The organism is Marinomonas sp. PE14-40 (genome assembly GCF_051623805.1).
Lineage (GTDB): Bacteria > Pseudomonadota > Gammaproteobacteria > Pseudomonadales > Marinomonadaceae > Marinomonas.
In genome coordinates this window covers 3,584,938-3,609,142 of the sequence record NZ_CP130700.1, presented here as the reverse complement: position 1 = coordinate 3,609,142, position 24,205 = coordinate 3,584,938, and the positions used below count along the sequence as shown (strand labels likewise).

The window sequence follows — 24,205 nt, the reverse complement described above, 5'->3', positions numbered from 1 at the left end:
TCTTCTACCTTACTTTTCTTGCAATTTCTGCGCCCAATAACTGGCGACATCTAACATACGATTGGCATATGCCCATTCGTTATCAAACCAACATAATAATTTCACCAATCGACCATCAACCACCTTGGTTTGAGTAGCATCTATAATGACCGACCTTGCATCATGGTTAAAATCAACCGATGCATGCGCTTCTTCCGAATAACCTAATATGCCAGCATATTTAGTTTGAGAAAGAAGCTTAAAGTATTCGTTAACACGTTCAACTGTGACAGGTTTGTGAGTTCTCACAACCATATCGATGACAGAAACATTGAGAGTTGGTACACGTACTGCGTTACAGGCAATTTTGCTACCTAGCTCCGGCAGCATACGACCAATCCCTTTCGCCAAACCAGTATCAACAGGAATAATGGAGCTTAATGCTGCACGCGTTAAACGCAAATCCTTAGTATGATAAGCATCAATAACAGGCTGATCGTTCATAGCCGAATGAATCGTTTGTGTGGTGCCATGCTCCACACCAACTAAAGAGCTCAAGGCATCTAATACAGGGATAAGACAATTAGTTGTACATGAAGCTGCGGAGATAACCTTCTGCTCAGGCTCAATATGCTTATGGTTAAAGCCATAAACAATCGTTGCTTGGGCATCAGCGTCAGCAGGTTGTGATAACAAGAGTCTAGGTACACCAGCATCAATAAATGTCTGTGCTTTTTCTACCGTAGAAAAACTTCCTGAACATTCCAGCAATAAATCGATATTCAACGCTTGCCAGTCAATATCATTAGGATCTTCTTGTGCTAACACCTGAATTTTATCGTCCGCTACAATCAAGCATCCTTGTTCAGTCGTTACCGCCTCAGGAAAACGACCATGGGTAGTATCGTAGCGAGTTAGATAACTAATCGTTTCCAAGTCGGAAAGCTCATTAATAGCGACAACTTGAATTTGATCTCGATACCCACCTTCATATAGCGCCCTTAATACTGAGCGACCTATACGTCCATAACCATTGATTGCAACTCTAAGCATATTCTCGTTAACTTTTATATTTAAATACAAAAAAGGGGCCGAAGCCCCTTTTGAGCGGTTTAAGCAGACAAGACTTTCTCAGCCGTCGCCACAACGTTTTCAACACTGAAACCAAAGTGCTTAAGCAGTACGCCACCAGGTGCAGATTCACCAAACGTAGTCATACCAACAGTTGCACCATCAAAACCAACATACTTGAACCAGAAATCAACATGAGAGGCTTCAATCGCAACACGCTTAGTAATAGCACGAGGCAATACAGATTCTTTGTAAGCTGCATCTTGAGCATCGAAAGTAGTCGTAGAAGGCATAGAAACCACACGTACTTTTTTACCTTGCTCTGTTAACGCTGCCGCAGAATCTAATGCTAATTGAACTTCAGAACCTGTTGCGATCAAGATAAGATCAGCAGTACCTTCACAGTCAGATAGTACATAGCCACCTTTTGCAACATCAGCTAGTTGAGCTGCTGTACGTGCTTGCGCTTTAAGGCCTTGACGAGAGAACACTAGTGACGTTGGACCATCACGACGTTCGATAGATGCTTTCCAAGCCACGGCTGTTTCTGCTGCATCACATGGACGCCATACAGACATGTTTGGAGTCATACGTAGGTTAGCTAATTGTTCAACTGGTTGGTGAGTTGGACCGTCTTCACCTTGACCAATAGAGTCATGAGTGTAAACAAAAACATTCTGAATACCCATCAAAGCAGACATACGTACAGCATTACGTGCGTACTCCATGAACATCATGAAAGTCGCGCCGTAGTTAATGAAACCGCCGTGAAGAGACACACCATTCATGATACCGCTCATACCGAATTCACGCACACCATAGTAGATGTAGTTACCAGCAGCATCATCTTGGATACCTTTAGAACCAGACCATAGAGTCAAGTTAGAACCCGCAAGGTCAGCAGAGCCGCCTAGTAATTCTGGTAATGCCGCACCAAAAACACCAATTGCATTTTGAGACGCTTTACGACTCGCAATATTTTCTGCTTTTTCTTGGCACTCTTGAATGTAAGCGTTTGCTTTTTCTTCGAAGTCAGCAGGTAGGTCACCCTTGATAACACGACGTTCATATTCAGCCGCTAGTTCAGGGTGTGCCGCTTGATAAGCTGCAAACTTATCATTCCATGCAGATTCAGCAGATGCACCGTTATCTTTAGCATCCCAACCTTGATAAACATCAGCAGGAATTTCAAACGGTGCGTGTTCCCAGTTTAGGAATTCACGTGCCGCTGCGATTTCAGCGTCACCTAGTGGTGCACCGTGACAATCGTGGCTGCCAGATTTGTTAGGTGAACCAAAACCAATCACTGTTTTACAACAGATCATAGATGGCTTATCTGTTACAGACTGAGCTTCTTCAATAGCGGCTTTGATTGCCACTGGATCATGTCCATCAACATCCGCAATAACATGCCAACCATAAGACTCAAAACGCTTAGGTGTATTATCAGTAAACCAACCTTCAACGTGACCATCAATGGAAATACCATTGTCATCCCAGAATGCAACTAGTTTACCTAAACCTAACGTACCTGCTAGAGAGCAAGCTTCGTGAGAAATACCTTCCATTAGGCAACCATCACCTAGGAAGCAATAAGTAAAGTGATCAACTAGATCATGACCTTCACGGTTAAACTGAGCAGCCAATGTACGTTCGGCAATTGCCATACCAACAGCATTACTGATACCAGCACCTAAAGGACCAGTCGTTGTTTCAACGCCTTCTGTGTAACCATATTCAGGGTGACCTGGTGTTTTAGAATGCAATTGACGGAACTGTTGTAGTTCTTCGATTGGCAAGGCATAACCAGACAAATGCAGCAGTGAATAGATCAGCATAGATCCATGGCCATTGGATAAAATAAAACGGTCACGGTCAGCCCATTGTGGATTGCTTGGGTTATGCTTTAGAAAATCATTCCAAAGTACTTCAGCGATATCCGCCATACCCATAGGTGCGCCAGGGTGACCAGAATTGGCCTTTTGCACGGCATCCATACTCAAGGCACGGATAGCATTTGCGAGATCTTTACGAGAAGGCATCTAATTCAGCTCCAGATAACAGTAAATGGTTACATTAAAAATACGGTCGCCCATTTTCACCTCATTCGACTCGGCTTGCAATCTCATTCAGGGGGAAACGCCCACATTTGACGTATAAAATACAAAAAAAAGATGAATCTACTACTTAATTATCATGTATTTCACCTTCTGAAATACTCGGCAGGCGCTTGATTTTTGATCTAACTTAGTACATTATCTCGACCGATTACTAAGCGTCGATTTGTCTCGGCTTGCGGACGCTATATAAATTCAGCTAAACAGATGCAACACAAGCCTGTTTAGCACCCTATTAAATGCTAAATGGGCTTTTTTGTGCCTATTTAGCCATTACTTAGCTAAAGAGGAGCACTTAAATGTCCGAATATTCTTTATTTACATCGGAATCAGTTTCAGAAGGCCACCCTGATAAAGTGGCTGATCAGGTATCCGATGCCATCCTTGATGCCATCCTAGCAGAAGACCCAGAAGCTCGTGTAGCCTGCGAAACTTTGGTGAAAACAGGCATGGTTCTTGTTGCAGGTGAAGTTCGTACTAATGCTTGGGTTGATATCGAAGAAATCACTCGTAATGTTGTTCGTGACATAGGTTATAACTCATCTGAAATGGGTTTTGACTGGGAGTCTTGTGCTGTCATGAATGCAATCGGAAAACAGTCTGCAGATATTGCGGTTGGTGTTGATGAAGCGGAAGATCACGAACAAGGCGCAGGCGACCAAGGTTTGATGTTTGGTTTCGCTACCAATGAAACTGATGTGCTTATGCCGGCTCCTATTACCTATGCTCACCGCCTCGTTCAGCGCCAAGCAGAAGTACGTAAAAACGGTACCTTAGATTTCCTACGCCCAGATGCAAAAAGTCAGGTAACTTTCCGCTATGACGAACAAGGTAAGCCTTGCGCCATTGATGCGGTTGTTCTTTCTACTCAGCACGACGCAAAAGTGACTCAGTCAGACCTACGTGAAGCAGTTCTTGAAGAAATAATCAAACCTGTACTACCAGAAGAATGGTTATCAAACGACACTAAATACTTCATCAACCCAACCGGTCAATTTATTATCGGCGGCCCAGTGGGTGACTGTGGTTTAACAGGTCGTAAAATTATCGTTGATACTTATGGCGGCATGGCTCGTCATGGTGGTGGTGCTTTCTCAGGTAAAGATCCATCAAAAGTTGACCGTTCAGCAGCCTATGCAGGTCGTTATGTTGCTAAAAACATTGTTGCAGCAGGCCTTGCTGATAAATGCGAAATCCAAGTGTCTTATGCTATTGGTGTTGCTGAGCCAACCTCTATCAGCATTAACACCTTTGGTACAGGCAAAGTAAGTGATGCAGTTATCAGTCAGCTTGTACGTGAACATTTCGAGTTACGTCCAGCTGGCCTAGTAAAAATGCTAGATCTAAAACGTCCTATTTACCTACCAACAGCGGCTTATGGCCACTTTGGTCGTGAAGACGAAAACTTCACTTGGGAAAGAACAGACAAAGCAGCGGCTTTGCGTCAAGCAGCAGGCTTATAAGTAGATAAAAAGTTAAGCCTATCGTTAAACAGGCAGTTTAAACTTTGTAATGCCAAGCCCCCTTTTATCAGGGGGCTTTTTTATGTCACTATGCCCTCTTTTAAGCTAATTAGCTTTAATCTTTAGAAACAGACTTAGAGACACTTATGCGTATACCTCGAATTTATGTTGACCTGCCATTACAAGAAAACAGCACTTTTGATTTACCTCAGGCTTCATTTCAACATGTATGCAAGGTGCTAAGGCTCAAAAACGACTATTCTCTTATCCTATTTAATGGTCAAGGCGGTCAGTATCAGGCCAAACTAATTAATGTGGAAAAGCGCTCTGCTCAAGTTGAGGTCCTCAATTTTCAAACACTCGATAATGAGTCACCCATTAAGGTCACGCTTGGTCAAACACTTTCTCGAGGTGAGCGGATGGATTACGCCATTCAAAAAGCGGTCGAAGCAGGTGTGTACGCAATACAACCTTTGTTTAGTGAGCGTTGTGAAGTAAAACTGAATTCTGAACGCCTTGATAAGAAACGCCAGCATTGGCAGCAAATCGCAATCAGTGCAGCAGAACAGAGTGGTAGAGGACATATTCCTCTCATCAAAGAGCCTGTTAATCTTCTCGACTGGGTGGTGGATTGTAAGGATATGTTAAAAATCACCATGCATCACCATAGCGCCAAGCCTATGAAAGATATGCCTGAGCCAACAGATAAAAGTGTGTCAGTATTAATAGGCCCTGAAGGAGGTCTCACTGAAGACGAAGTTGAAACATCTATAAAACAAGGCTTTCAGCCTGTTGCACTTGGCCCTAGAGTATTAAGAACCGAAACAGCACCCATTGTAATTTTAACCTGTATTAATTTAATCTGGGGCGATATTAAATAATATACTCGCCTATTATTTCATATACTTAAGCACTCATAATCAATAAACATACCTAACAGAACAACTACATATTCTGAAACTATAAACTCTTATTATTGTTAAATAGAATAAAACAATTTGGACACGGCTATGGTTAGATTATTACGCAAATCTTCTATGATACTGGCAACAGGCTTGTTTTTTAGCAATTACACTTTCGCCATAACGTTAGAAGAAGCGACCTATATTGCAATTGAAAATAATCCAGAAGTTCATAGAACCATTGCAAGTTATCGCGAGCGTGGCGCTAAAACCGAACTAGCCTATGACAAATATTACCCTAGCTTAGACTTAAAAGTCGGTCTTGGTCGCGAGATAACATACGATACAGACACCTCTTTAAACCGACGAGAAACCGCCCTCACCTTCACACAACCTTTGTTCAATGGTTATGAAACTGACTTAGAAGTTGAACGAAACACAGCAGAAACTGAAGCTGGCCGTTGGGAAGCACTCATTGCAGTTGAAAATACCGCACTAGAAGTTGCAGAAGCGTACGCCAATGTTTTGCGCCAAAGGGAACTTGTGCAGCTTGCTGAGATCAACTTAGATACCCACGACAGAATTTATAGTCAAATAAAATTGAAAAGTGACGCAGGTGTGGGCCGTCAATCGGACTTGAGCCAAATCACAGCACGATTAGCAAAAGCTCATGCAAACCGTTTAGCGGCCGTTAACAACTTACAGGACGCCAATAGCCAATATAACTTTGTTGTGGGCGAATTACCGCCTGAAGAGATGATTTACCCAGTACCAGATAGAGATTTACTTCCTATCTCTCTGGAAGATGCGATTGACCAAGCAATGTCAAAAAACCCAGCCATCGAAGGTGCTAACTGGGATGTTAAGGCCACTGAAAGCTTTCAGGAAGCATCTAAATCCTATAAATATCCAAAGGTTGAGTTTGTTCTTGAGCGAACCTGGGATAACAATCTAGATGGTTCGGAAGGTCCGTCTGAAGATTTATTGGCAATGATTCGATTGGACTATAATTTATATAATGGCGGAGCCAGTAAAGAAGAAGAAAATGTCGCGATTTATCAGAATCTTCAAGCGACAGAAATTAGACGTAATACATTACGCGGAACAGAGCTAACAGTCCGACTATCATGGGCTGCTTACATAGCAACAAGAGAGCAAAAAGAGCACATCAGAACCCATGTCATTGCGACCAAAGAATCGCAGATTGCTTATGAAAAGCAATTCCGTCTTGGCAGACGTACTTTGTTAGATGTATTGGACAGTGAAAATGAGTTATTTCAGTCTCGCCAAGACTATGTCAATGCAGACTATGATGAGCTTTTTTCAGAGTTTCGCCTATTTAATGCGAAAGGAGAGTTAATGCGTGCCTTTAGGATTTATCGCCCTACATTACTTGGCTTTGATGATGAGTTCGAAGACGACTCTTACATTCCAACAGGTCCAAGTGCTATTGAAGAGCTAGAAGCAGCTGAGTCTGAACTACCCCTTCCTGCTACAGACAATGACGCATTCAATAATACCCAAGGTGATGATGCTGAGTTATCAGAAGATATTTTCAATGTCGATCCAGAGTCTTTAGAAGGCGGATGGTAAAAGATGCGCTGGCATATCTTTACGCTATTATTGGTGTGCCTTTGTTCTTTTTCTGGGGTTTCTCAAGCAGAGTCCTTATACGGCAATAAAAGGGCTCAACATCACCTAAAAGATAACGATAAAGATGGTGTCATTAATATTCGGGATAGGTGTGCCAATACCCCTAAAGATGCTGCTGTAGATCACTATGGTTGCCATAAAAGCAACGATAAACTTCTGTCTGTTGAACTCAATATCTTATTCGTTTCTAACCGCTTTGAAGTCAGGCCTAGATACTATGGGGAAGTCAAAAAGCTTGCTGACTTTATGAAAGATAACCCAGGAAGCAGTGTCGTTATTGAAGGTCATACAGATAATGTGGGCAACGAGACACTCAACCAAACCCTCTCTAAAAATAGATCTCAAGCCATCGCAGCAATACTGATTAACACCTTCAAAATAGACAAGTCCCGCGTCAAAGCGGTGGGATATGGCGAATCCCGCCCAATAGCAAGTAACGATTCAGAACAAGGAAAGCGTCAGAACCGTCGTGTTGTTGCCGAAGTTTTTGCTCGTAGCACAGTCGATATCAACAAATGGAACATTTACAGTGTCGACAGACGCAATTAAATTTTCTTTTTATTTGCCCTATTAATTCTTCTCTGAGCCCTTATATTTCTATAGCATCAAAACTTATTTATTCTTTTAGTTAGCCTCTTGCATAAAATCAATGTCAGCGGTTTATTAACCCTTTACGCTAGGATGTCGCTCATGACCATTAAGCTAGGCATAGTAATGGATCCCATTGCTAACATTAATTACAAAAAAGATAGTTCATTAGCCATGTTATGGGCAGCCGCTGAAAAAGGTTGGCAGCTTACTTATATGGAACAAGAAGACCTTTACTTAGATTCAGGTAAAGCCTGTGCCATAGCAAAACCTCTTGAAGTATTTAAAGATCCTGAGAACTTCTACAGCTTAGGCGAGAGTGAAAAAATTGCGCTAGGCGATCTTGATGTCATATTAATGCGCAAAGACCCACCGTTTGATAGTGAGTTCGTTTACAGCACCATGATTCTAGAACAGGCTGAACGTGATGGCGCTATGGTTGTAAACAACCCCGCAAGCCTTAGGGATTGTAACGAAAAGTTATTCGCAACACAGTTTCCCCAATGTTGCCCAGCAGTATTAGTCACGCGTCGTGCTGATTTGTTAAAAGAATTCCATAAAGAGCATGGGGATGTTATTTTTAAACCATTAGATGGCATGGGTGGTAGCTCAATCTTTCGCCTACGTCAGGACGACCCTAATGTTAGCGTTATTATTGAAACGTTGACCAAGATGGGTACAGAGCAAATCATGGCACAGAAGTTTATCCCTGAAATCAAACAGGGCGACAAACGCATTTTGATTGTTGATGGTGAGCCAGTACCTTATGCTTTAGCTCGCATCCCTGCTGCTGGTGAAACACGTGGAAACTTAGCGGCTGGCGGCCGTGGTGAAGGTCGTGAGCTATCAGAACGAGATTTATGGATTTGTCAGCAGGTTATCCCAACCCTGAAGGAAAAAGGACTTATGTTTGTTGGACTCGATGTTATTGGTGACTTTTTGACTGAAATTAACGTCACTAGCCCTACTTGCATACGCGAACTCAATGATACTTATGGTTTAAATATTGCCATGGATCTCATGGATGCCATTGAAAAGAAATTAAACTAGATTGTTCTGAATGAATATTGCCGACAGATTCTCCATTGCACTATTTTTCGCTATTAGCGTACATGTACTCTTGGTGATGTTTGTCGGCTTTGATTTCGAATTACCTACCCCTAAAGCTAAAACCCTAGAAATCACTTTAGTTCAGCATAAAACTGAAAAATCCGAAGAAGCCGACTTTATTGCTCAAGCTAATCAATTAGGCAGTGGTACAGAGCTTCGCAAGCAGAAGCTGACAACCACAGAAGATGCTCGCTTTATTGCAGACGATATTTATGAAATCACCCCACCGGTACAACCTCAACTAGCTTCAAGCCAGCCTAAAGTCGATAATAGAACCATTAGTACGAAGAACTCTGAAGCGGTGTTTAAAGTCATTAACGAGGCAAGCAATGAAGCAAAAACACTGGCCGAACAGTTCTTAGGGGAAACCCAGATCCCAAGTCACTTAACAACGGATATCGCAACCCTTGAAGCCTTGCTAGATAAACAAAGGCAAGCTTATGCAAAGCGACCACGTATTCGCAGGCTTACAAGTGTATCGGCTAAAGCCGCAATCGATGCCCAATATCTAGATGATTGGCGTCGACGTATCGAAAGAATCGGTAATATTCACTACCCTTCCGAAGCTAAGCGCGACAAGCTTTATGGGCAACTACGTTTAGCTGTTATGATTCAGCCTAATGGCTACGTGGAAAACATTGAGATATTACAAAGCTCTGGCATTCTCATCCTAGATGATGCTGCCATGCGTATTGTTCGCTTAGCCGAGCCCTTTACTAGTTTTCCTAGCGAACTTGCAGCCGAAGTAGATAAATTAGAAATCATTCGTACCTGGCAGTTCATTCCAGGGCACACACTGCAAAGTCGCCAATAATGTGACGACCCCTTTTGAGTTATTACAGACCTAAAAAAAGCCTCATCAGAGGCTTTTTTTACAGTCATCAGCTTGCTTTAAGCAAACTGACCTTCACCCATAGACTGCCTGATTTTCGCCATGGCATTCTTTTCAAGCTGTCGAATACGTTCTGCCGACACCCCATATTCATCAGCCAAATCGTGCAATGTTGACTTAGTATCAGACAACCAACGTTGTACTAGGATGTTACGGCTGCGACCGTCAAGCTCTGACATAGCTTCTTGTAAGCGACGATTAGAGTCTTCTTCCCAGTTGCCATTTTCCATTAAAGACGCTGGATCATATCTGTGGTCTTCAAGGTAGTTCGCTGGTGCTTGGTATGCGCTATCATCGTCATCATCAGAAGACGCATCAAAGGTAGTATCAGACGAGCTCATACGGCCTTCCATCTGACGCACAACATCAGGACTAACGCCTAAGTCACCCGCTACAGACTCAACCTCATCATTACTAAACCAAGATAAGGTTTTCTTCGCACTGCGTAGGTTAAAGAACATTTTACGTTGCGCTTTTGTTGTCGCAACTTTAACGATACGCCAGTTTTTAAGAATAAATTCATGAATTTCTGCTTTGATCCAATGCACTGCAAAAGACACTAAGCGAACACCCACTTCTGGGTTAAAGCGTTTTACGGCTTTCATCAAGCCAACGTTACCTTCTTGAATAAGGTCACCTTGGTTCAATCCATAACCTGAATAGCTTTTGGCAATATGTACCACAAAGCGTAAATGGGACATGACAAGCTGTCTCGCCGCTTCCAAATCACCATCATAATAAAGACGTTCTGCCAGCTTATTTTCATCTTCTGCTGACAAAATTGGAATCGTGCTTACTCCCTGAATGTATGACTCGAGGTTTTGACCCGGTGTCATCATGTCAACTGGTTGCAGAGCTTTACCCATCTCTATCTTTACCTCTAAAATTAATTTCGTTATCTCTATGACTAGATACTATCAACAAAGTTGCCAAAAAAATGTGAAAAGAAAGTGTATACAAATAGCAACTTTAAAAATTTCGGTTCAATAACACTAAAAAATACGCGAGCTTGCAAGCTTTTATTGCAATTCTATATCGCTAATGTGCTTATTGACCGCTATCCAGGCCCCAAGTGTGCCAATAATGGCACTTATTGTTAAACAAACGACCACTTCACTGGCACTAAATGAGGTTAGTTGAAAATCACTGTGGTACAAGTCTATTAATTGCATTGCCGGACCACTGACCCAAAGACTCACAGCCAATATACAAATACAGGCGCATAAACCACCTAGGACACCAAACCAAAACCCCATGTATAAAAAGGGTCGACGAATATAGGCATCTGTTGCACCTACAAGTTTCATAACAAGCACTTCATCACGGCGGCTTTCAACAGCCATGCGTATGGTATTACCGACTATCAGCAGTACCGCAATCACCAAAAGGCTAGAAAGCGCGTAGACAAACCTTTCACCAAAACTTAAAAAGCTGGCAAGTCGCTGTAACCATTGAGCGTCCAACTCCGCGTATTCAACTTGCTCTTGTTCTTCTAATTCAATCCTTAAAGATTCTAAAATATCTAAGGTATCAAGTTGCACTGTCTCCATTGGAATCACTTGCAACACAATAGGCAGAGGGTTTTCAGGGAGAGAGGATAGAATTTGTTCGTAACCACTGACTTGCTCAAAGTACCTTAAACCTTCTTCTTTAGAGACATAAGACACAGATCGCACATCGTCTCGAGCAGAAATCTGATGAGATAACGCCAATGCTTGCGTATCTTCCAACTCAGAAAAAAGATAAAGGCTGATGACTGACTGTTGCTCCCATTGGTCAGTAACTGACTGAACATTTTTCAGCATTACATAAAGACCACCTGGTAGAGACAAAGCAATCGCAATGACCATTAGGGTCATAAAGCTCGCCATAGGGTAATTCAATAAACGTACAACACTTTCCATCAGTACCGCTTGATGCTGTCGCAGATGCTGACTGAGATTAAAAGGCTGACGTTTCGCTTTTTGATTTGGCTTTTGAGTATTAACGGGCTGATTAGCTTGGCGCGTTGCCCCTCTTTGAGGCGCTTTGTTAGTATTCGGACGAGCGCTCATTAACTAAAGCCTCCATCATTTACCATACGGCCTTGATTCAGCGTCAAGACTCTGTGCCTCATACGTGCAACTAGAGCGAGATCGTGACTCGCCACCAGCACAGTAACACCAACATGGTTAAACTCTTGAAACAGATTCATGATTTCTGCAGACAGTTTTGGATCAAGGTTACCAGTAGGCTCGTCCGCTAAGAGTAGTTGAGGCTTATTAACCACTGCTCTCGCAATACCAATACGCTGCTGCTCACCGCCAGACAAGGCCATTGGGTTATACTTTTCTTTACCCAATAAGCCGACCTTATCTAATGCGGCACGCACACGCTTGCCAATTTGGGCATGATCGGCACCAGAGACTTGAAGAGGTAAAGCGACATTATGAAAGACACTACGGTCAAACAGCAGTTGGTGGTTTTGAAACACCACCCCTACTCGACGCCTATGTTCAGGCACCATTTTTTTTGACAAATTTCTTAAGTCCCCACCATCGACCAAAATATTGCCTGAGCTTTGACGCTCAATCATCATCATAAGTTTCAGTAAGGTACTTTTACCAGCACCAGAATGGCCTGTTAAAAATGCCATTTCACCCTGCTGTAAATGAAAGCTAACTTGGCTCAGGGCTTCCTGACCACTGTCATACTTCTTTCCAACTCTTTGAAATTCGATTTCCACAAGCCAATCCTATTGGTCTATCTCTGCAAGCTTAAACGCTAACAGCTTAAATTAATCATCTACTAAAACGGTAGCTGCTAGTCCTGTTCGAACAAGGCATCTACAAAAACTTCGGCATCAAAGTCTCTTAAGTCATCAACTTGCTCACCCACGCCAATAAATCGGATTGGGATTTCAAACTCTTTCGCTATCGCAAAAATAATACCGCCTTTGGCAGTACCGTCTAACTTAGTTAACGTGATACCGGATACACCCACCGCTTCGCTAAAAAGCTTGGCTTGGCTAATGGCATTTTGCCCTGTGCCTGCATCTAGTACTAACATCACTTCATGCGGTGCATTTTGATCAAGTTTCTTCATCACACGAACCACTTTTGACAGCTCGTTCATTAGGTTACTTTTGTTTTGTAAACGACCAGCAGTATCGGCAATGACAACATCAAAGCCTTTTGCTGTTGCTGAATCAATGGCATCAAAAATAACAGAGGCTGAATCAGAACCTGTCTGTTGTGCGACCACAGGAACCTGGTTACGTTCACCCCATACCTGTAATTGCTCGACCGCAGCAGCCCTAAAGGTATCGCCTGCCGCCAACATGACTTTCTTACCTTGTGCTTGGAACTTCTTCGTCAATTTACCTATGGTTGTAGTTTTACCTACACCGTTTACACCCACCATCAAGATAACATAGGGCGCTTTTTTACCTTCTACTTCAGGTTCAGTCACTTCAAGTGGTTCAGCAGAGCCCGCTAGCATCTCTCTTAATTCATGCTTTAAAGACGCCATTAAAGCATCCGCATCTTTTAGTTCTTTGCGGTTCATTTTTTCTGTTAAGGTTGCAATTAGGCTTTGAGTTGCTTCAACACCCACATCGGCCATCAATAACTGAGTTTCTAACTCTTCAAGCAAGTCATCATCAATTTGCTTGCTACCCACAATCAGATTCGCAAGCCCATTACCTAGACCGTTACGAGTACGGCTTAAACCTGCTTTAACTCTTTGCGCCCAAGTAAGACCTGAGTCAGCTTCCTCTACTTGAGGCTCTGCAATTGGTGCTGGTGCTGGTTCCAATTCACTATTTGTTGTTGTCTCTGCAGTTTTTGGCTCTTGAACTTCAACATCTACGGTTTCTGCTTTGGCTTCTACTTGAGAAGTCTGTTCAACGCTTTCTGTCGTTTGTTCTATTACCTGAGAAACCGTCGAACCTTGTTTCGATTCAACCGCATCTAGTTGTTCTGTATCTTTTTTATCTAACTCGTTCGCGTCTGCACCCATTTTTTTAATGACACGAGGTTTAATTGCATACGCTAAGACAGCGAGCAAAGCACCGATAACGATAGGTGCGTATTGGGCATATTCCCCAAAATAAGGTGTAAAAAACGCAATAATGCTATTAACAAATTCCATTCAGTGGATCTCTTACTGGGCTAAAAATCGAATTTAGTCACGATGTTTCAGCGAATTGAATAAAATAATTTGATGACCTGTGGTAAAAAGGCACAGAAAACAATCAATTTTAACATTATTCCTGTGAGCAAACAGGCCCATAAGAATGAAATTTAGTGTCTAATTGAATTCTTTCAGGGAATATATCCCTTTTTAAGTAAATCATTAAGTATTCGGTAATTAACCATTAGCCTTATGAAAAAATCCGACAAGCCATTATTTAGTAAACCCGTCTTAGCAGGATTAATGATCTTCATTAGTCTGATGGTTCTCGTTCTTAATCTTACCGCGCCACCTTCAAAATACCCTGAAGCACACATAGAGTATTGGCAGACAGAGAATCAAATCCCCATTACTTGGGTTTACCAAAATACTTGGCAGGGCACGAATAAACTTGAATTACGGATTCGTTTTAATCATGGACGCAAAGACGATAGTAAACTTGGCTTAACCGATGCCGTGTTTTCATTATTGATGTTAGATACCTTGCCCCTAAGCACTAGCTCAATCAATCAACGCTTATCCGATGTCACCACACAATTAACCTACCATGTTAGTAATAAAGAAAGTGAGCTGGCTATCACATTAAATAGCGAACCCAGCTTTTTGAGTGCTAGTATGGATATACTTATCCCTTGGTTTAGCCAGCCCGATTTTAAAAACCGTACCTTTCAAAACTGGCAACAAGGCCACATACCTTACTATTTATCAAATAAAGCCCAGTTAGAGCAAAAACTCTTTCCTCAAGCGAACAACCTACCTTTAGATGGGGTGTTAGACGAATACAGTTTGACTCAGCAAGACATTCAACAACACTATCAAACACTGCTTGGCCAGATAGATAAAATCACACTGGCAGGCAATATTAATGGTGTGCAAGAGATGCAGGCTTACCTCGCTCAATTGACTAAAAATGCTGCTTACTCACCAACACCAGAAGCAAATAATACGGCTCAACGAATCGGCTTGCAGACTCAAGTTGGCCCCCAACTATTACAAAGTCATGGTGCATTTTCCTTCAACCAGGTGAACAACGCCAAAGAGTGGATCAGCTTACAACTATGGTTGCCTTATTACCTATCTCAGCTTAAACAAGCCAGCGCACCCAGCTATGTACAGTTGCATTTTGAATCTTCACCCCAGCAGAAATGGGCTTGGTGGAGTATTCAGCACGAGCAAAGTCCACTATTAGATGCCTCTAAACCAGAAGGTAAATACCGCCAAGATGAGTACTTTTCACGGCAGGTACTCGAAGATTCAATCACAAGTTTTAGCCAAGATGCATTCGAACAATCATTAACCCGCTATCAAGAGAGACTAACTAATTATACTCAGTCTCCTAGTTGGTGGGCTCGCATGGCAAGCCAAGAAACCTTGGCACTTGAAGAGCAAGAGGGCCTAACGCTGAGTCAATGGAATGAGTCCTATGCTGAGGCGATAGAAGATTTAAGCTTTAAAGAGTTTAACGCCAATATTCGTCGCTTAATCATGACGTCAAGCCTGCAAGAATTACAGCAAAGACAATAGTTAATAGGGCTTTCTTAATCAGGGTTGAGCCTTTAAAATAGCCAACCTTAAAAGCCCTACCAGTTGGAAGATTAGCCATGAACGCCCGCTCACGCGCCCCTAAAAAACTTGATCACGCAACCAATAAATCTAAACAGCAAAGAGCAAAGCTTAGAATTATTAGCGGCCAATGGCGTTCACGCATGTTACCTATTCCAGAACTAGAAGGACTTAGACCAACACCGGATAGAGTCAGAGAAACCCTCTTCAACTGGATTAATACCTATGTGCCAGGCGCTAAATGTGCGGACTTATTTTGTGGGTCTGGTGCTTTAGGGCTAGAAGCGCTTTCACGTTCAGCAAAGAGCTGTGTATTTGTCGATGCCTCTCGGGTTGTTACCCAACAAATGCAGCAAAATTTAGCAACGCTTGGCTGTAAAGACGCGCTAACACTCAATCAAGATGCACTGAGTCTATTGAAACTACCGATAGAAGCTCAACCAAACTTAGCCGATAAAGCCCCTTTTGATTTAGTCTTTATTGATCCGCCTTTTCGTAAAAGCTGGGTTGAGAATATCTTGCCGTTATTAGAGCAAGGTTGGTTAGCTGAAGGCGCTCTCGTTTATTTAGAAATGGAAAAAGAGACGCCTTTACCTAGCATTACTCAATCTTGGGACTTGTTGAAAGAAAAGACAGCAGGACAACTCACCTATCGTTTATTTCAAGTCTATAGAGATTAATCACAGTTTGACCCCTATCAGATAAAACTGAATCAGATTAAACTATGATTCTTCCTTTTAACCTTAGGCAAAGCGGAGCAGGATGCGCACGTTAAGCTCGACTTATACAGCGTCTAAAAAACTCTTAGTACTGCAATTGCTTTGCTGGTGCTGTTTTTTTGCCCTGCCTGCGATTAATGCTCAAGGTCAAGTCAGCGGTTATTGGGTTTCTTTATGTACCACTGCAGGCATTGAACTCGTTAAAATAGAATCTTCCAAAAGTGATTCTAAACAACATCAAACCACTCAATGCCCCTGTGTTCAGGATGTTATCAGTCTAAGCTTCCCTGAATTTCTCGCACCTTCTAATTTAACTTCTACATCCCTTGTTCGTTATGCAAGCCAAGTTTCACTAAAGAAACCCTATACGCTTGCCCATCCTAGAGCACCACCAAGCCGTATCGAGTTTTACCTTCTGCAATCAGCCTGAACACCTGATTGCTACTTGTAAGAGTACTAGCTGAGCACTGCTTAATTTTAAGCAGTGCTTTAGTGCGTGTGCGCGCACCTTTTTATCTATTTAGTTTGCCAATTCCCCATTGGCTTAAAAAATAAAGGTTTCCCATGTCTATTCCACTTTCCAGTCAAGAATCTAAACAAAAATCTAAACCCGTCTCACGACATTTTTATCACTCCGTTTGGCGCTGGCACTTCTATGCAGGGCTGTTTGTTGTGCCTTTTTTAATTATTCTGTCGGTTACAGGGCTCATCATGCTTTACCAACCGGTTCTTGAACCACAACTTTATCAAAACAAATTTTTTGTCGAGGTTGGAGAACAAAAAGCCTCTTTTGAATCCCAAAAAGAAAATGTCAGCCTTGCCTACTCAGGCACTATCAAAAAATTTATTCAGGGCAAAGCGCCTAACCAGAGCAATCAATTTATCGTTAAAACGTCTGAAGGTGTGAACCTCAAAGTGTTTAGCAACCCTTATACAGGGCAAATACTGGGTGATTTCAACCTGGATAATGGCCTCTATGCCCTAAGCAATGACATCCATGGCAGCCTAATGATTGGCGATATTGGTGACAGATTAATGGAGCTAGCTGCAAGCTTTACCATTTTGCTGGCAATCACAGGAAGTTACTTATGGTGGCCAAGAAATACACCCAAGAAACAAACTGGCAATCGTTTTATTCAAGCCCTTAAAATCAGAAAACAAAATGGTAAAAGAATGTTTTGGCGTGACCTACATGCCACCACAGGTCTAGCATCACTTGTCTTTTTAGTTTTCTTCTCGCTTTCAGGGTTAGCTTGGAGCGGTATCTGGGGCGGGCAATTTGTACAGGCATGGAGCAGCTTTCCAACGGAAAAGAGAGCATCAAATTTCAACTCAAACCCAATAACGGACTCTGATGATATTCATGCCAGCCACAAAAGTTTAAATACAGGTGTGATCGAAACTATGCCATGGAACCTCGAACTGAGCCCTTTGCCAGAATCAGGCACTAACTCTGGCTCAAAGGGCATTGAACAAGGTGTTGAGGTTAACCTTGATTCTGTTTCTGCTTTTGCACAGACAGTCGGATTTACTCACTTCACCATTAGTCTTCCAAGTAACGACACTGGGGTGTATACCCTCTCAGCAAATACTATGAGCGGCGACATTCAAGACGCGACTCAAGATAGAACCCTGCATTTAGATCAGTATACCGGCAAGGTCTTAGCCGATATTGGTTATGCAGATTACAATTTAATGGCCAAATCGATGGCGGTAGGTATTGCGCTTCACCAAGCTAACTACAGTCTTTGGAATCTTATTCTAAATACTGTCGCTTGCGCCATGATCATAATGCTAAGTGTCAGTGGACTTTATATTTGGTGGTTACGCCGTCCAAGTCAGAGCCGCGGTTTAAGCGCCCCACCTTTACCGCAAAATCTAGGGCGTTGGAAAAATGCCAGCATACTCATGTTCATCTTATCTTTATTCTTGCCTTTGGCTGCCATTTGCCTAGTTAGCTTGATGATTATCGATGCGATACTTGTACGCTTTGTACCAAGTATCAAGCGTGTTTATCAATAACCAAAGAACCTAGAAAACAAGCACTAATAAGGAGCAAAACAGCGTGTTTTGCTCCTTTATCAAGGCTTATTCACTTCTTATCTATCTTATGAAACGCTTAATAGACTAGATCACTTGAAGGCCTTATGCGCACAGGATAGACTGTGCCCACTATAGCCAAATATTAGACAGCTTAAAGGTCTTAAAACACGGGCTAATTTAGCTTTTCGAGTCACCCATTCAAACCAGGAAATCTATTCGTATGCCGGACAATATCCCAGCCGATTCCGTTGGTATTGTGGTTCCTCAAGTTGCGCACTTCGAACAGGCTTTAAGCCTAAGTTGCGGCACTGAGTTAGCCCAATATGACCTAATCTATGAGACATACGGCTCACTTAATGCCGAACGCTCAAATGCTATCTTGATTTGCCACGCACTCAGTGGTGATCATCATGCGGCGGGCTATCATGCAATGGATGATAAAAAACCAGGTTGGTGGGATAACGCGATAGGACCAGGCAAACCAATCGACACCTCACGCTTTTACGTTATTTGTTTGAATAACCTAGGAGGCTGTGGCGGAAGCACAGGCCCAACAACAGTCAACCCAGAGACGAATCAAGTTTGGGGGGCAGACTTCCCTATTGTCACAGTAGAAGACTGGGTAGAAAGCCAAGCACGCCTTGCCGATAAGTTAGGCATAGATACTTTTGCTGCCATAGTGGGTGGCAGCCTAGGCGGCATGCAGGTCCTACAATGGAGCATACGTTATCCAGATCGTTTAAAGTCAGCGGTTATTATAGCTTCTGCCCCTAAACTATCGACACAAAACATTGCCTTTAATGAGGTCGCACGACAATCCATTAGCCGTGACCCAGAATTCCATCAGGGTGATTACCATGCTCAACAAACGCTACCCAGAAACGGCTTAGGGTTAGCACGTATGCTGGGGCATATCACCTATTTATCAACAGACTCACTAGGTGAAAAGTTTGGCCGAACCATGCGTCATGATAAGTATCAGTACAATTATGATATTGATTTTGAAGTAGAAAGCTATTTGCGCTACCAAGGTGAAGCTTTTACAAAACGCTTTGATGCCAACACCTACATGCTGATGACAAAAGCGCTGGATTATTTTGACCCAGCAGCGAAAGCCGACGGTGACTTAGCCAAGGTATTAGCAGTTGCTAAATGCGACTTCTTGTTAGTGTCTTTCTCTACTGACTGGCGCTTTTCACCAGAGCGCAGCGAAGAGATAGTTGATGCTCTAGTGAAAGCCGGTAAGCATGTCAGTTACGCCAGAGTCGAAGCCAGCCAAGGCCATGATGCCTTTCTATTCCCGTTACCAAGATATATGGCCGCCCTCTCAGGCTTCTTAAACAGAACCCATAACACACTGCTTTCTAGCAAGAACAAGGGAGCAAACTAATGCGCGCCGATTTAGACATAATTAATGAATGGGTCCAACCCAAAAGCCGTGTTCTTGACCTAGGTTGTGGCGAAGGCGAGTTATTAAGCCATATTATTGGCAACAAAGAAGTACAAGGTTACGGCCTTGAGATCGATGCTGCGCACATTAACCAATGTATTGAAAATGGCGTGCCGGTACTAGAGCATGACCTTGATAAAGGTTTGGATAACTTTGATAACGAAAGCTTTGATCTCGTTGTCATGACGCATGCACTACAGCAGTTTCGCCGTCCAGATCTATTGCTAGACGAAATGCTAAGAGTGGGTAAGGAATGCATTATCACTTTCCCTAACTTTGGTCATTGGCGTAACCGTATCCATCTTGGGTTAAAAGGCCACATGCCAGTTTCCGAGTTCTTACCTTATAATTGGTATGATACGCCCAACATTCACTTTTGTACTTTTAAAGATTTTGAAACCCTTTGCCAAGAAAAAGGCATCAAAATCTTACGATCTGCTGCGGTAGATGGCCAACTGAGAGACAGATGGTGGATTAAAGCTATGCCAAATTTATTCAGTGAAACCGCGATTTTTCACGTAAGCCGTTAGGAAGGTACCATGAAACACATCATTATTTTCTTTTGCTTTATCTTCAGTAGCCTAGTTCAGGCCGAGCAAAAACAGAGCTTTGGTAAACTAGAGGTTCACTACAACACCTTTGAGTCCACCTTCCTTACCCCTAAAATTGCTCAGCAATATGGTTTTATCCGCAGCAAAGGTCGTGGTTTGTTAAATGTCGCAGTCATCAAGCCAAGTAAATCCGATTTACCCCAAACTTTACCTGCTATTGTGACAGGTAAAGTGACTAATTTAATTGGTCAAATCGTAAAACTAGACTTTGTAACCATAGACGAAGGCAACGCGATTTATTATATTGCCGCCTTCACAAAAACAGACGATGAGATTTTGCGCTTTCAAGTCGATGCAAAACTCGACGCTAACAGCGCTCCCATGACTGTTAAATTTAAAAAACACCTCTATGTTGACCGATAACAAAGGATCATTTGCATGAGTAAGACCCTTGTATTAGCCAGTAACAATACGGGCAAAATCAATGAATTCAATGACATGCTGTCTAACTTGGGATTTGAGGTTAAACCTCAAGGTGAATTCAATGTAGAGGAAGCCGAAGAGAACGGCTTAAGCTTTATCGAAAATGCCATCTTAAAAGCCCGTAACGCCTGTGCTCAAACAGGATTACCAGCCATTGCAGATGACTCTGGCATTGAAGTAGATTATTTAAATGGCGCACCAGGTATCTACTCAGCACGTTTCGCTGGCGAACACGGTAATAGCGAAGCGAATAATGCGCTTTTATTAGAAAAGCTTGAAGGCGTGCCAGAAGAAGAGCGTACCGCACGCTTTCACTGTGTACTGGCTTACATGAAACATAAAGATGATCCAACACCTTGGGTATTCCACGGTGTATGGGAAGGTTCAATCTTGACCGAAATTCAAGGCAAACACGGTTTTGGTTACGATCCTGTATTTTATGTGCCTAACCGAGACTGTAGCGCTGCTATGCTGACTAAAGATGAGAAGAATCGCATCAGTCACAGAGCCATTGCTCTTCAGCAACTGCTTGCTGCATTTGAGCAGGCGAAAGCCTAGTTTCAATGCCAGATTTATTACCGCCATTAAGCCTTTATGTACACTTACCTTGGTGTGTTCGAAAATGCCCTTATTGTGATTTCAATTCACATCAGGCAGACCGCTTTGAAGAGGAAGGTAAGCTACCAGAAGCGGCCTACCTCAAGCAATTATTAGCAGACCTCGAAGTCGACCTTGCCTATGTGCAGGGTCGTCAAATTCAAAGTATGTTTATTGGTGGTGGTACTCCCAGTTTAATGAGCGCCGACTTCTACTATCAATTGATGTCTGGTTTAAAGCAGAGATTAGATTTTGTCCCTGATGCTGAAATTACCATGGAAGCGAACCCAGGTACGTTTGAACAAGAAAAGTTTACTCATTTTCGTAAAGCCGGCATCAATAGACTCTCCATTGGCATTCAAAGTTTTCAGCCAAACCTGTTGAAAACCCTAGGAAGAATCCACAACCGCGAAGAAGCCATGACTGCTGTGGATAAGTCACGCCAAGCTGGCTTTGATAATATCAATATTGATTTGATGCATGGATTACCTGAGCAATCCCTCGAACAGGCCATGGAAGATCTAGAAATTGCCATTAAATTAGCGCCAGAGCACCTCTCTTGGTATCAATTAACGATTGAACCCAATACCGAATTTTACCGTCGTCCACCTGAACTCCCTGAAGATAATACCCTTTGGCACATTCAAGATATGGGACAAGCCCTGTTAACTAAACAAGGTTATGCGCAATATGAAGTATCAGCCAATTCGCAAGTAAATAGACAAGCAAAACATAATTTAAACTATTGGCGTTTTGGGGATTACCTTGGCATAGGCGCCGGTGCTCACGGCAAGATCACCTTAGCCGACGGTCAAATTTTTCGTACCCGTAAAACTCGTCATCCAAACCATTATTTAGGTAATTTACCTGCTGCTCTTTGTATTAAAGAGAGTGTCGAAAAAGACGATATGCCGTTTGAGTTCATGATGAACAGGTTAAGATTGTTTGAAGCGTTCGATCTGGCAGAGTATGAGCAGTTTTGCCAACACCAACCACCTGAAAGCTTATTAAAACAGCTACAAGAAGCCGTTGATAAAGGCTTACTAGAAGCACAGGATTGGCAGCAAAAGCGTATTTGCACCACAGAAAAAGGCAAACTCTTTTTAAACGAGTTATTGGAAATGTTTTTATAACATCAGCTAGGGAACCTAAGGAAGGATATGACAAAGTTTTTTCTATTACTTAGCCTAGGCTTAGCTTCCTCCGTTAGCTATGCCCAACAATACTTTTCGTTTGGCCTTAAAGAGAATAGCTGGCTTAAGCAATCAGACGAGCAAAAGTACGCGCTAGATCATAGCCAGTATCAAACCTTTCAATATGGTTATTCTGGCCCTATCAAGCCTGCTGTATTGGTCGATGTTAGCCTTGATAAAGACAAAGAGGTTCGTGAATTTTCTATTAGCTATGTCTGGCAAGAGCACTTCTTTCAAATAGACCAAGGCGTCATTGCTGGCACCACAAGTGGTAATTCAGATAACGCTGATGGCACTTTTTTTAATACCTACAAGCAACTGCTTATATTGAAAAAGCGTTTTAAAGGCTCAAGTGTGATGCTAGGAACAGGCTATCGAACCAGTGAGGTGCCGCACCTATTTAAATACAGCAATCAAACCTTGCAAGACGATGCCCTTAAGATCACCACCTTTGGTGTTGGTATCTATAATGATCCTATTTATCACTATATACATTCGGATGAGCAAGGAGAAAGGAAGGACTGGTACTTCTCTACCTCTGCTGTTTTAGGTTTATCGCAAGCCACAGCCAGTAATGCTAATGCCTTAAGTAACAAGGGTGTGAATGGTGAAAGCTGGTTATTGTATGGTGCCCAAGGAAACTACGAACTGGGTTATTTTTACGGTTTTAAAAATGAGAACTACTCACTCGCGGTGAATATTGGTTACCAAGTACAAAGTGACTTTTTACTCAGTGCAAGGCCTTTCGATTTATTCGACTCGACCAATAACGAATTATCACTCTCAAGTTTAAAACGCATCACCCATGGGCCAAGTGCGCGAATAAATTATGCATTTTAGGCTCGAAACTGGTCTATAAATAGTGTTAGAATCTCGACCCTCTTAAGGGAGTAATTTCCTTGCCAGTGGCACATTAAAACTGACAAGGTTCTTTATCAACATAATCGAACCTCAAGTTCGTGGTAAAGAAGTCCTACTGGGATTAATGAGACTTAAGACAAATTCCTGTTCCAATGTGGGCGACGGGGTTTTGTCTTATTGTCAGTTAGCCCACATTAGGAACCTTTATATGCAAGCCTTAATCGCATCTCTAAGCTCAGTCACTCTGGCTGAAATCGGCGATAAAACTCAATTACTGACTCTCTTTCTAGCGACTCGCTTTGCCTCCAAAAATGCCATCATAATGGCGATTCTATTAGCCACCTTAATCAACCATGGTATCAGTGCGTATTTTGGCCTCTGGTTAAGCTCTTTATTACCTGCCAATGGGCAAACCTGGTTAATTGGCTTGAGCTTCATTGCGGTCGGCTTTTGGTTACTAATTCCAGACAAAGAGGTTGACGATGAAAATAAGCTTTTTAAATACGGCGCCTTCATTACCAGCTTTATCCTGTTCTCATTGGCTGAAATCGGCGACAAAACTCAGGTCGCAACTGTCATTCTAGGCGCAAACTTCCCACAAACTCTTCAAGTTGTGATTGGTTCAACGCTGGGCATGCTGCTTGCTAACCTGCCTATGATCTATGCGGGCAATTATCTGATGCAGCGCATTAATTTAGATAAATCTCGCCGTCTCGCTTGCGCTTTATTTTTACTCTTAGGACTCGCCACCATAGGCTTACCTATGTTAAAGATATAACCCAAAGTTATTGATAAGG

General features: G+C 42.5%; 23 protein-coding genes and 1 riboswitch. Of the genes, 17 read left to right on the top strand and 6 right to left on the bottom strand.

Annotated features, from left to right (window positions below; all coding sequences use genetic code 11):
- Positions 1 to 9 precede the first annotated feature (9 nt).
- The gene (locus tag Q0A08_RS16700; RefSeq protein WP_438462648.1) at positions 10 to 1,032 is read right to left on the bottom strand and encodes a type I glyceraldehyde-3-phosphate dehydrogenase; all 1,023 of its coding nucleotides are present in this window, start codon (positions 1,030 to 1,032) and stop codon (positions 10 to 12) included.
- Positions 1,033 to 1,091: 59 nt separating this feature from the next.
- The gene (gene tkt, locus Q0A08_RS16695) at positions 1,092 to 3,092 is read right to left on the bottom strand and encodes a transketolase (RefSeq protein WP_438462647.1); all 2,001 of its coding nucleotides are present in this window, start codon (positions 3,090 to 3,092) and stop codon (positions 1,092 to 1,094) included.
- Between the two features lie 374 nt (positions 3,093 to 3,466).
- Here tkt and metK point away from each other — a divergent pair, with 374 nt between their 5' ends.
- The 6 genes from metK to Q0A08_RS16665 all read left to right on the top strand — a co-directional run bounded on the left by metK (position 3,467) and on the right by Q0A08_RS16665 (position 9,697).
- Entirely contained in the window at positions 3,467 to 4,630 is a 1,164-nt protein-coding gene (gene metK / locus Q0A08_RS16690) for a methionine adenosyltransferase (protein WP_438462646.1), read from the top strand.
- 146 nt (positions 4,631 to 4,776) lie between these two features.
- Positions 4,777 to 5,511 carry a 16S rRNA (uracil(1498)-N(3))-methyltransferase gene (locus Q0A08_RS16685; RefSeq protein ID WP_438462645.1) on the top strand — a complete coding sequence of 245 codons (735 nt, stop codon included), beginning with the start codon at positions 4,777 to 4,779 and terminating at the stop codon, positions 5,509 to 5,511.
- A 129-nt stretch (positions 5,512 to 5,640) separates the two neighbouring features.
- Positions 5,641 to 7,125 (top strand): TolC family outer membrane protein, encoded by a 1,485-nt coding sequence (locus Q0A08_RS16680; RefSeq protein ID WP_438462644.1) that lies wholly within the window; start codon positions 5,641 to 5,643, stop codon positions 7,123 to 7,125.
- A gap of 3 nt (positions 7,126 to 7,128) precedes the next feature.
- The gene (locus Q0A08_RS16675; RefSeq protein WP_438462643.1) at positions 7,129 to 7,734 is read left to right on the top strand and encodes an OmpA family protein; all 606 of its coding nucleotides are present in this window, start codon (positions 7,129 to 7,131) and stop codon (positions 7,732 to 7,734) included.
- 141 nt (positions 7,735 to 7,875) lie between these two features.
- Complete coding sequence (gene gshB / locus Q0A08_RS16670; protein ID WP_438462642.1) at positions 7,876 to 8,823, top strand: glutathione synthase; 948 nt, start codon at positions 7,876 to 7,878, stop codon at positions 8,821 to 8,823.
- A 10-nt stretch (positions 8,824 to 8,833) separates the two neighbouring features.
- Positions 8,834 to 9,697 (top strand): energy transducer TonB, encoded by an 864-nt coding sequence (locus Q0A08_RS16665; protein ID WP_438462641.1) that lies wholly within the window; start codon positions 8,834 to 8,836, stop codon positions 9,695 to 9,697.
- Positions 9,698 to 9,774: 77 nt separating this feature from the next.
- Here the strand turns inward: Q0A08_RS16665 and rpoH are convergent, their stop codons facing one another.
- The 4 genes from rpoH to ftsY all read right to left on the bottom strand — a co-directional run bounded on the left by rpoH (position 9,775) and on the right by ftsY (position 13,906).
- Positions 9,775 to 10,641 (bottom strand): RNA polymerase sigma factor RpoH, encoded by an 867-nt coding sequence (gene rpoH, locus Q0A08_RS16660; RefSeq protein WP_438462640.1) that lies wholly within the window; start codon positions 10,639 to 10,641, stop codon positions 9,775 to 9,777.
- A 153-nt stretch (positions 10,642 to 10,794) separates the two neighbouring features.
- The gene (ftsX, locus tag Q0A08_RS16655; protein WP_438462639.1) at positions 10,795 to 11,829 is read right to left on the bottom strand and encodes a permease-like cell division protein FtsX; all 1,035 of its coding nucleotides are present in this window, start codon (positions 11,827 to 11,829) and stop codon (positions 10,795 to 10,797) included.
- Positions 11,829 to 12,500 (bottom strand): cell division ATP-binding protein FtsE, encoded by a 672-nt coding sequence (ftsE, locus tag Q0A08_RS16650; protein WP_046015278.1) that lies wholly within the window; start codon positions 12,498 to 12,500, stop codon positions 11,829 to 11,831. Before ftsE ends, ftsX begins: the two co-directional genes overlap by 1 nt.
- Positions 12,501 to 12,577: 77 nt before the next feature.
- Entirely contained in the window at positions 12,578 to 13,906 is a 1,329-nt protein-coding gene (ftsY, locus tag Q0A08_RS16645) for a signal recognition particle-docking protein FtsY (RefSeq protein ID WP_438462638.1), read from the bottom strand.
- Between the two features lie 285 nt (positions 13,907 to 14,191).
- On the opposite strand from ftsY, the gene Q0A08_RS16640 reads away from it, so the two are divergent.
- The 11 genes from Q0A08_RS16640 to Q0A08_RS16590 all read left to right on the top strand — a co-directional run bounded on the left by Q0A08_RS16640 (position 14,192) and on the right by Q0A08_RS16590 (position 24,186).
- Positions 14,192 to 15,472 (top strand): hypothetical protein, encoded by a 1,281-nt coding sequence (locus Q0A08_RS16640; protein WP_438462637.1) that lies wholly within the window; start codon positions 14,192 to 14,194, stop codon positions 15,470 to 15,472.
- A 77-nt stretch (positions 15,473 to 15,549) separates the two neighbouring features.
- Positions 15,550 to 16,191 carry a 16S rRNA (guanine(966)-N(2))-methyltransferase RsmD gene (rsmD, locus tag Q0A08_RS16635; protein ID WP_438462636.1) on the top strand — a complete coding sequence of 214 codons (642 nt, stop codon included), beginning with the start codon at positions 15,550 to 15,552 and terminating at the stop codon, positions 16,189 to 16,191.
- A gap of 82 nt (positions 16,192 to 16,273) precedes the next feature.
- The gene (locus Q0A08_RS16630) at positions 16,274 to 16,660 is read left to right on the top strand and encodes a hypothetical protein (RefSeq protein WP_438462635.1); all 387 of its coding nucleotides are present in this window, start codon (positions 16,274 to 16,276) and stop codon (positions 16,658 to 16,660) included.
- Between the two features lie 134 nt (positions 16,661 to 16,794).
- A complete protein-coding gene (locus tag Q0A08_RS16625; RefSeq protein WP_438462634.1) occupies positions 16,795 to 18,252 on the top strand; it encodes a PepSY-associated TM helix domain-containing protein in 1,458 nt (485 codons plus the stop codon).
- A gap of 241 nt (positions 18,253 to 18,493) precedes the next feature.
- The gene (gene metX, locus Q0A08_RS16620) at positions 18,494 to 19,663 is read left to right on the top strand and encodes a homoserine O-succinyltransferase MetX (RefSeq protein ID WP_438462633.1); all 1,170 of its coding nucleotides are present in this window, start codon (positions 18,494 to 18,496) and stop codon (positions 19,661 to 19,663) included.
- On the top strand, positions 19,663 to 20,253 hold the full coding sequence (gene metW, locus Q0A08_RS16615; protein ID WP_046015285.1) for a methionine biosynthesis protein MetW: 591 nt from the start codon (positions 19,663 to 19,665) through the stop codon (positions 20,251 to 20,253). Before metX ends, metW begins: the two co-directional genes overlap by 1 nt.
- Before the next feature lie 9 nt (positions 20,254 to 20,262).
- Positions 20,263 to 20,697 carry a DUF4426 domain-containing protein gene (locus Q0A08_RS16610; RefSeq protein WP_438462632.1) on the top strand — a complete coding sequence of 145 codons (435 nt, stop codon included), beginning with the start codon at positions 20,263 to 20,265 and terminating at the stop codon, positions 20,695 to 20,697.
- A gap of 15 nt (positions 20,698 to 20,712) precedes the next feature.
- Positions 20,713 to 21,315, top strand: coding sequence for an RdgB/HAM1 family non-canonical purine NTP pyrophosphatase (gene rdgB, locus Q0A08_RS16605; protein WP_438462631.1), 603 nt, complete (start codon positions 20,713 to 20,715; stop codon positions 21,313 to 21,315).
- 5 nt (positions 21,316 to 21,320) lie between these two features.
- Complete coding sequence (gene hemW, locus Q0A08_RS16600) at positions 21,321 to 22,487, top strand: radical SAM family heme chaperone HemW (protein WP_438462630.1); 1,167 nt, start codon at positions 21,321 to 21,323, stop codon at positions 22,485 to 22,487.
- A gap of 27 nt (positions 22,488 to 22,514) precedes the next feature.
- Positions 22,515 to 23,387, top strand: coding sequence for a hypothetical protein (locus tag Q0A08_RS16595; RefSeq protein ID WP_438462629.1), 873 nt, complete (start codon positions 22,515 to 22,517; stop codon positions 23,385 to 23,387).
- 33 nt (positions 23,388 to 23,420) lie between these two features.
- Positions 23,421 to 23,611: riboswitch (yybP-ykoY riboswitch) on the top strand.
- 5 nt (positions 23,612 to 23,616) lie between these two features.
- Positions 23,617 to 24,186 carry a TMEM165/GDT1 family protein gene (locus Q0A08_RS16590; protein ID WP_438462628.1) on the top strand — a complete coding sequence of 190 codons (570 nt, stop codon included), beginning with the start codon at positions 23,617 to 23,619 and terminating at the stop codon, positions 24,184 to 24,186.
- Positions 24,187 to 24,205 lie beyond the last annotated feature (19 nt).

What these genes read in the sequence shown, in the direction of transcription:
- hemW (WP_438462630.1), top strand. Translation starts at nt 21,321, where the DNA reads ATGCCAGATTTATTACCGCCATTAAGCCTTTATGTACACTTACCTTGG.
- ftsX (WP_438462639.1), bottom strand. Translation starts at nt 11,829, where the DNA reads ATGAGCGCTCGTCCGAATACTAACAAAGCGCCTCAAAGAGGGGCAACG.
- Q0A08_RS16610 (WP_438462632.1), top strand. Translation starts at nt 20,263, where the DNA reads ATGAAACACATCATTATTTTCTTTTGCTTTATCTTCAGTAGCCTAGTT.
- tkt (WP_438462647.1), bottom strand. Translation starts at nt 3,092, where the DNA reads ATGCCTTCTCGTAAAGATCTCGCAAATGCTATCCGTGCCTTGAGTATG.
- Q0A08_RS16665 (WP_438462641.1), top strand. Translation starts at nt 8,834, where the DNA reads ATGAATATTGCCGACAGATTCTCCATTGCACTATTTTTCGCTATTAGC.
- metW (WP_046015285.1), top strand. Translation starts at nt 19,663, where the DNA reads ATGCGCGCCGATTTAGACATAATTAATGAATGGGTCCAACCCAAAAGC.
- rdgB (WP_438462631.1), top strand. Translation starts at nt 20,713, where the DNA reads ATGAGTAAGACCCTTGTATTAGCCAGTAACAATACGGGCAAAATCAAT.
- Q0A08_RS16625 (WP_438462634.1), top strand. Translation starts at nt 16,795, where the DNA reads ATGTCTATTCCACTTTCCAGTCAAGAATCTAAACAAAAATCTAAACCC.
- Q0A08_RS16590 (WP_438462628.1), top strand. Translation starts at nt 23,617, where the DNA reads ATGCAAGCCTTAATCGCATCTCTAAGCTCAGTCACTCTGGCTGAAATC.
- Q0A08_RS16630 (WP_438462635.1), top strand. Translation starts at nt 16,274, where the DNA reads ATGCGCACGTTAAGCTCGACTTATACAGCGTCTAAAAAACTCTTAGTA.
- Q0A08_RS16680 (WP_438462644.1), top strand. Translation starts at nt 5,641, where the DNA reads ATGGTTAGATTATTACGCAAATCTTCTATGATACTGGCAACAGGCTTG.
- Q0A08_RS16640 (WP_438462637.1), top strand. Translation starts at nt 14,192, where the DNA reads ATGATCTTCATTAGTCTGATGGTTCTCGTTCTTAATCTTACCGCGCCA.
- Q0A08_RS16595 (WP_438462629.1), top strand. Translation starts at nt 22,515, where the DNA reads ATGACAAAGTTTTTTCTATTACTTAGCCTAGGCTTAGCTTCCTCCGTT.
- Q0A08_RS16675 (WP_438462643.1), top strand. Translation starts at nt 7,129, where the DNA reads ATGCGCTGGCATATCTTTACGCTATTATTGGTGTGCCTTTGTTCTTTT.
- gshB (WP_438462642.1), top strand. Translation starts at nt 7,876, where the DNA reads ATGACCATTAAGCTAGGCATAGTAATGGATCCCATTGCTAACATTAAT.
- metX (WP_438462633.1), top strand. Translation starts at nt 18,494, where the DNA reads ATGCCGGACAATATCCCAGCCGATTCCGTTGGTATTGTGGTTCCTCAA.
- rsmD (WP_438462636.1), top strand. Translation starts at nt 15,550, where the DNA reads ATGAACGCCCGCTCACGCGCCCCTAAAAAACTTGATCACGCAACCAAT.
- Q0A08_RS16685 (WP_438462645.1), top strand. Translation starts at nt 4,777, where the DNA reads ATGCGTATACCTCGAATTTATGTTGACCTGCCATTACAAGAAAACAGC.
- metK (WP_438462646.1), top strand. Translation starts at nt 3,467, where the DNA reads ATGTCCGAATATTCTTTATTTACATCGGAATCAGTTTCAGAAGGCCAC.
- ftsY (WP_438462638.1), bottom strand. Translation starts at nt 13,906, where the DNA reads ATGGAATTTGTTAATAGCATTATTGCGTTTTTTACACCTTATTTTGGG.
- rpoH (WP_438462640.1), bottom strand. Translation starts at nt 10,641, where the DNA reads ATGGGTAAAGCTCTGCAACCAGTTGACATGATGACACCGGGTCAAAAC.
- Q0A08_RS16700 (WP_438462648.1), bottom strand. Translation starts at nt 1,032, where the DNA reads ATGCTTAGAGTTGCAATCAATGGTTATGGACGTATAGGTCGCTCAGTA.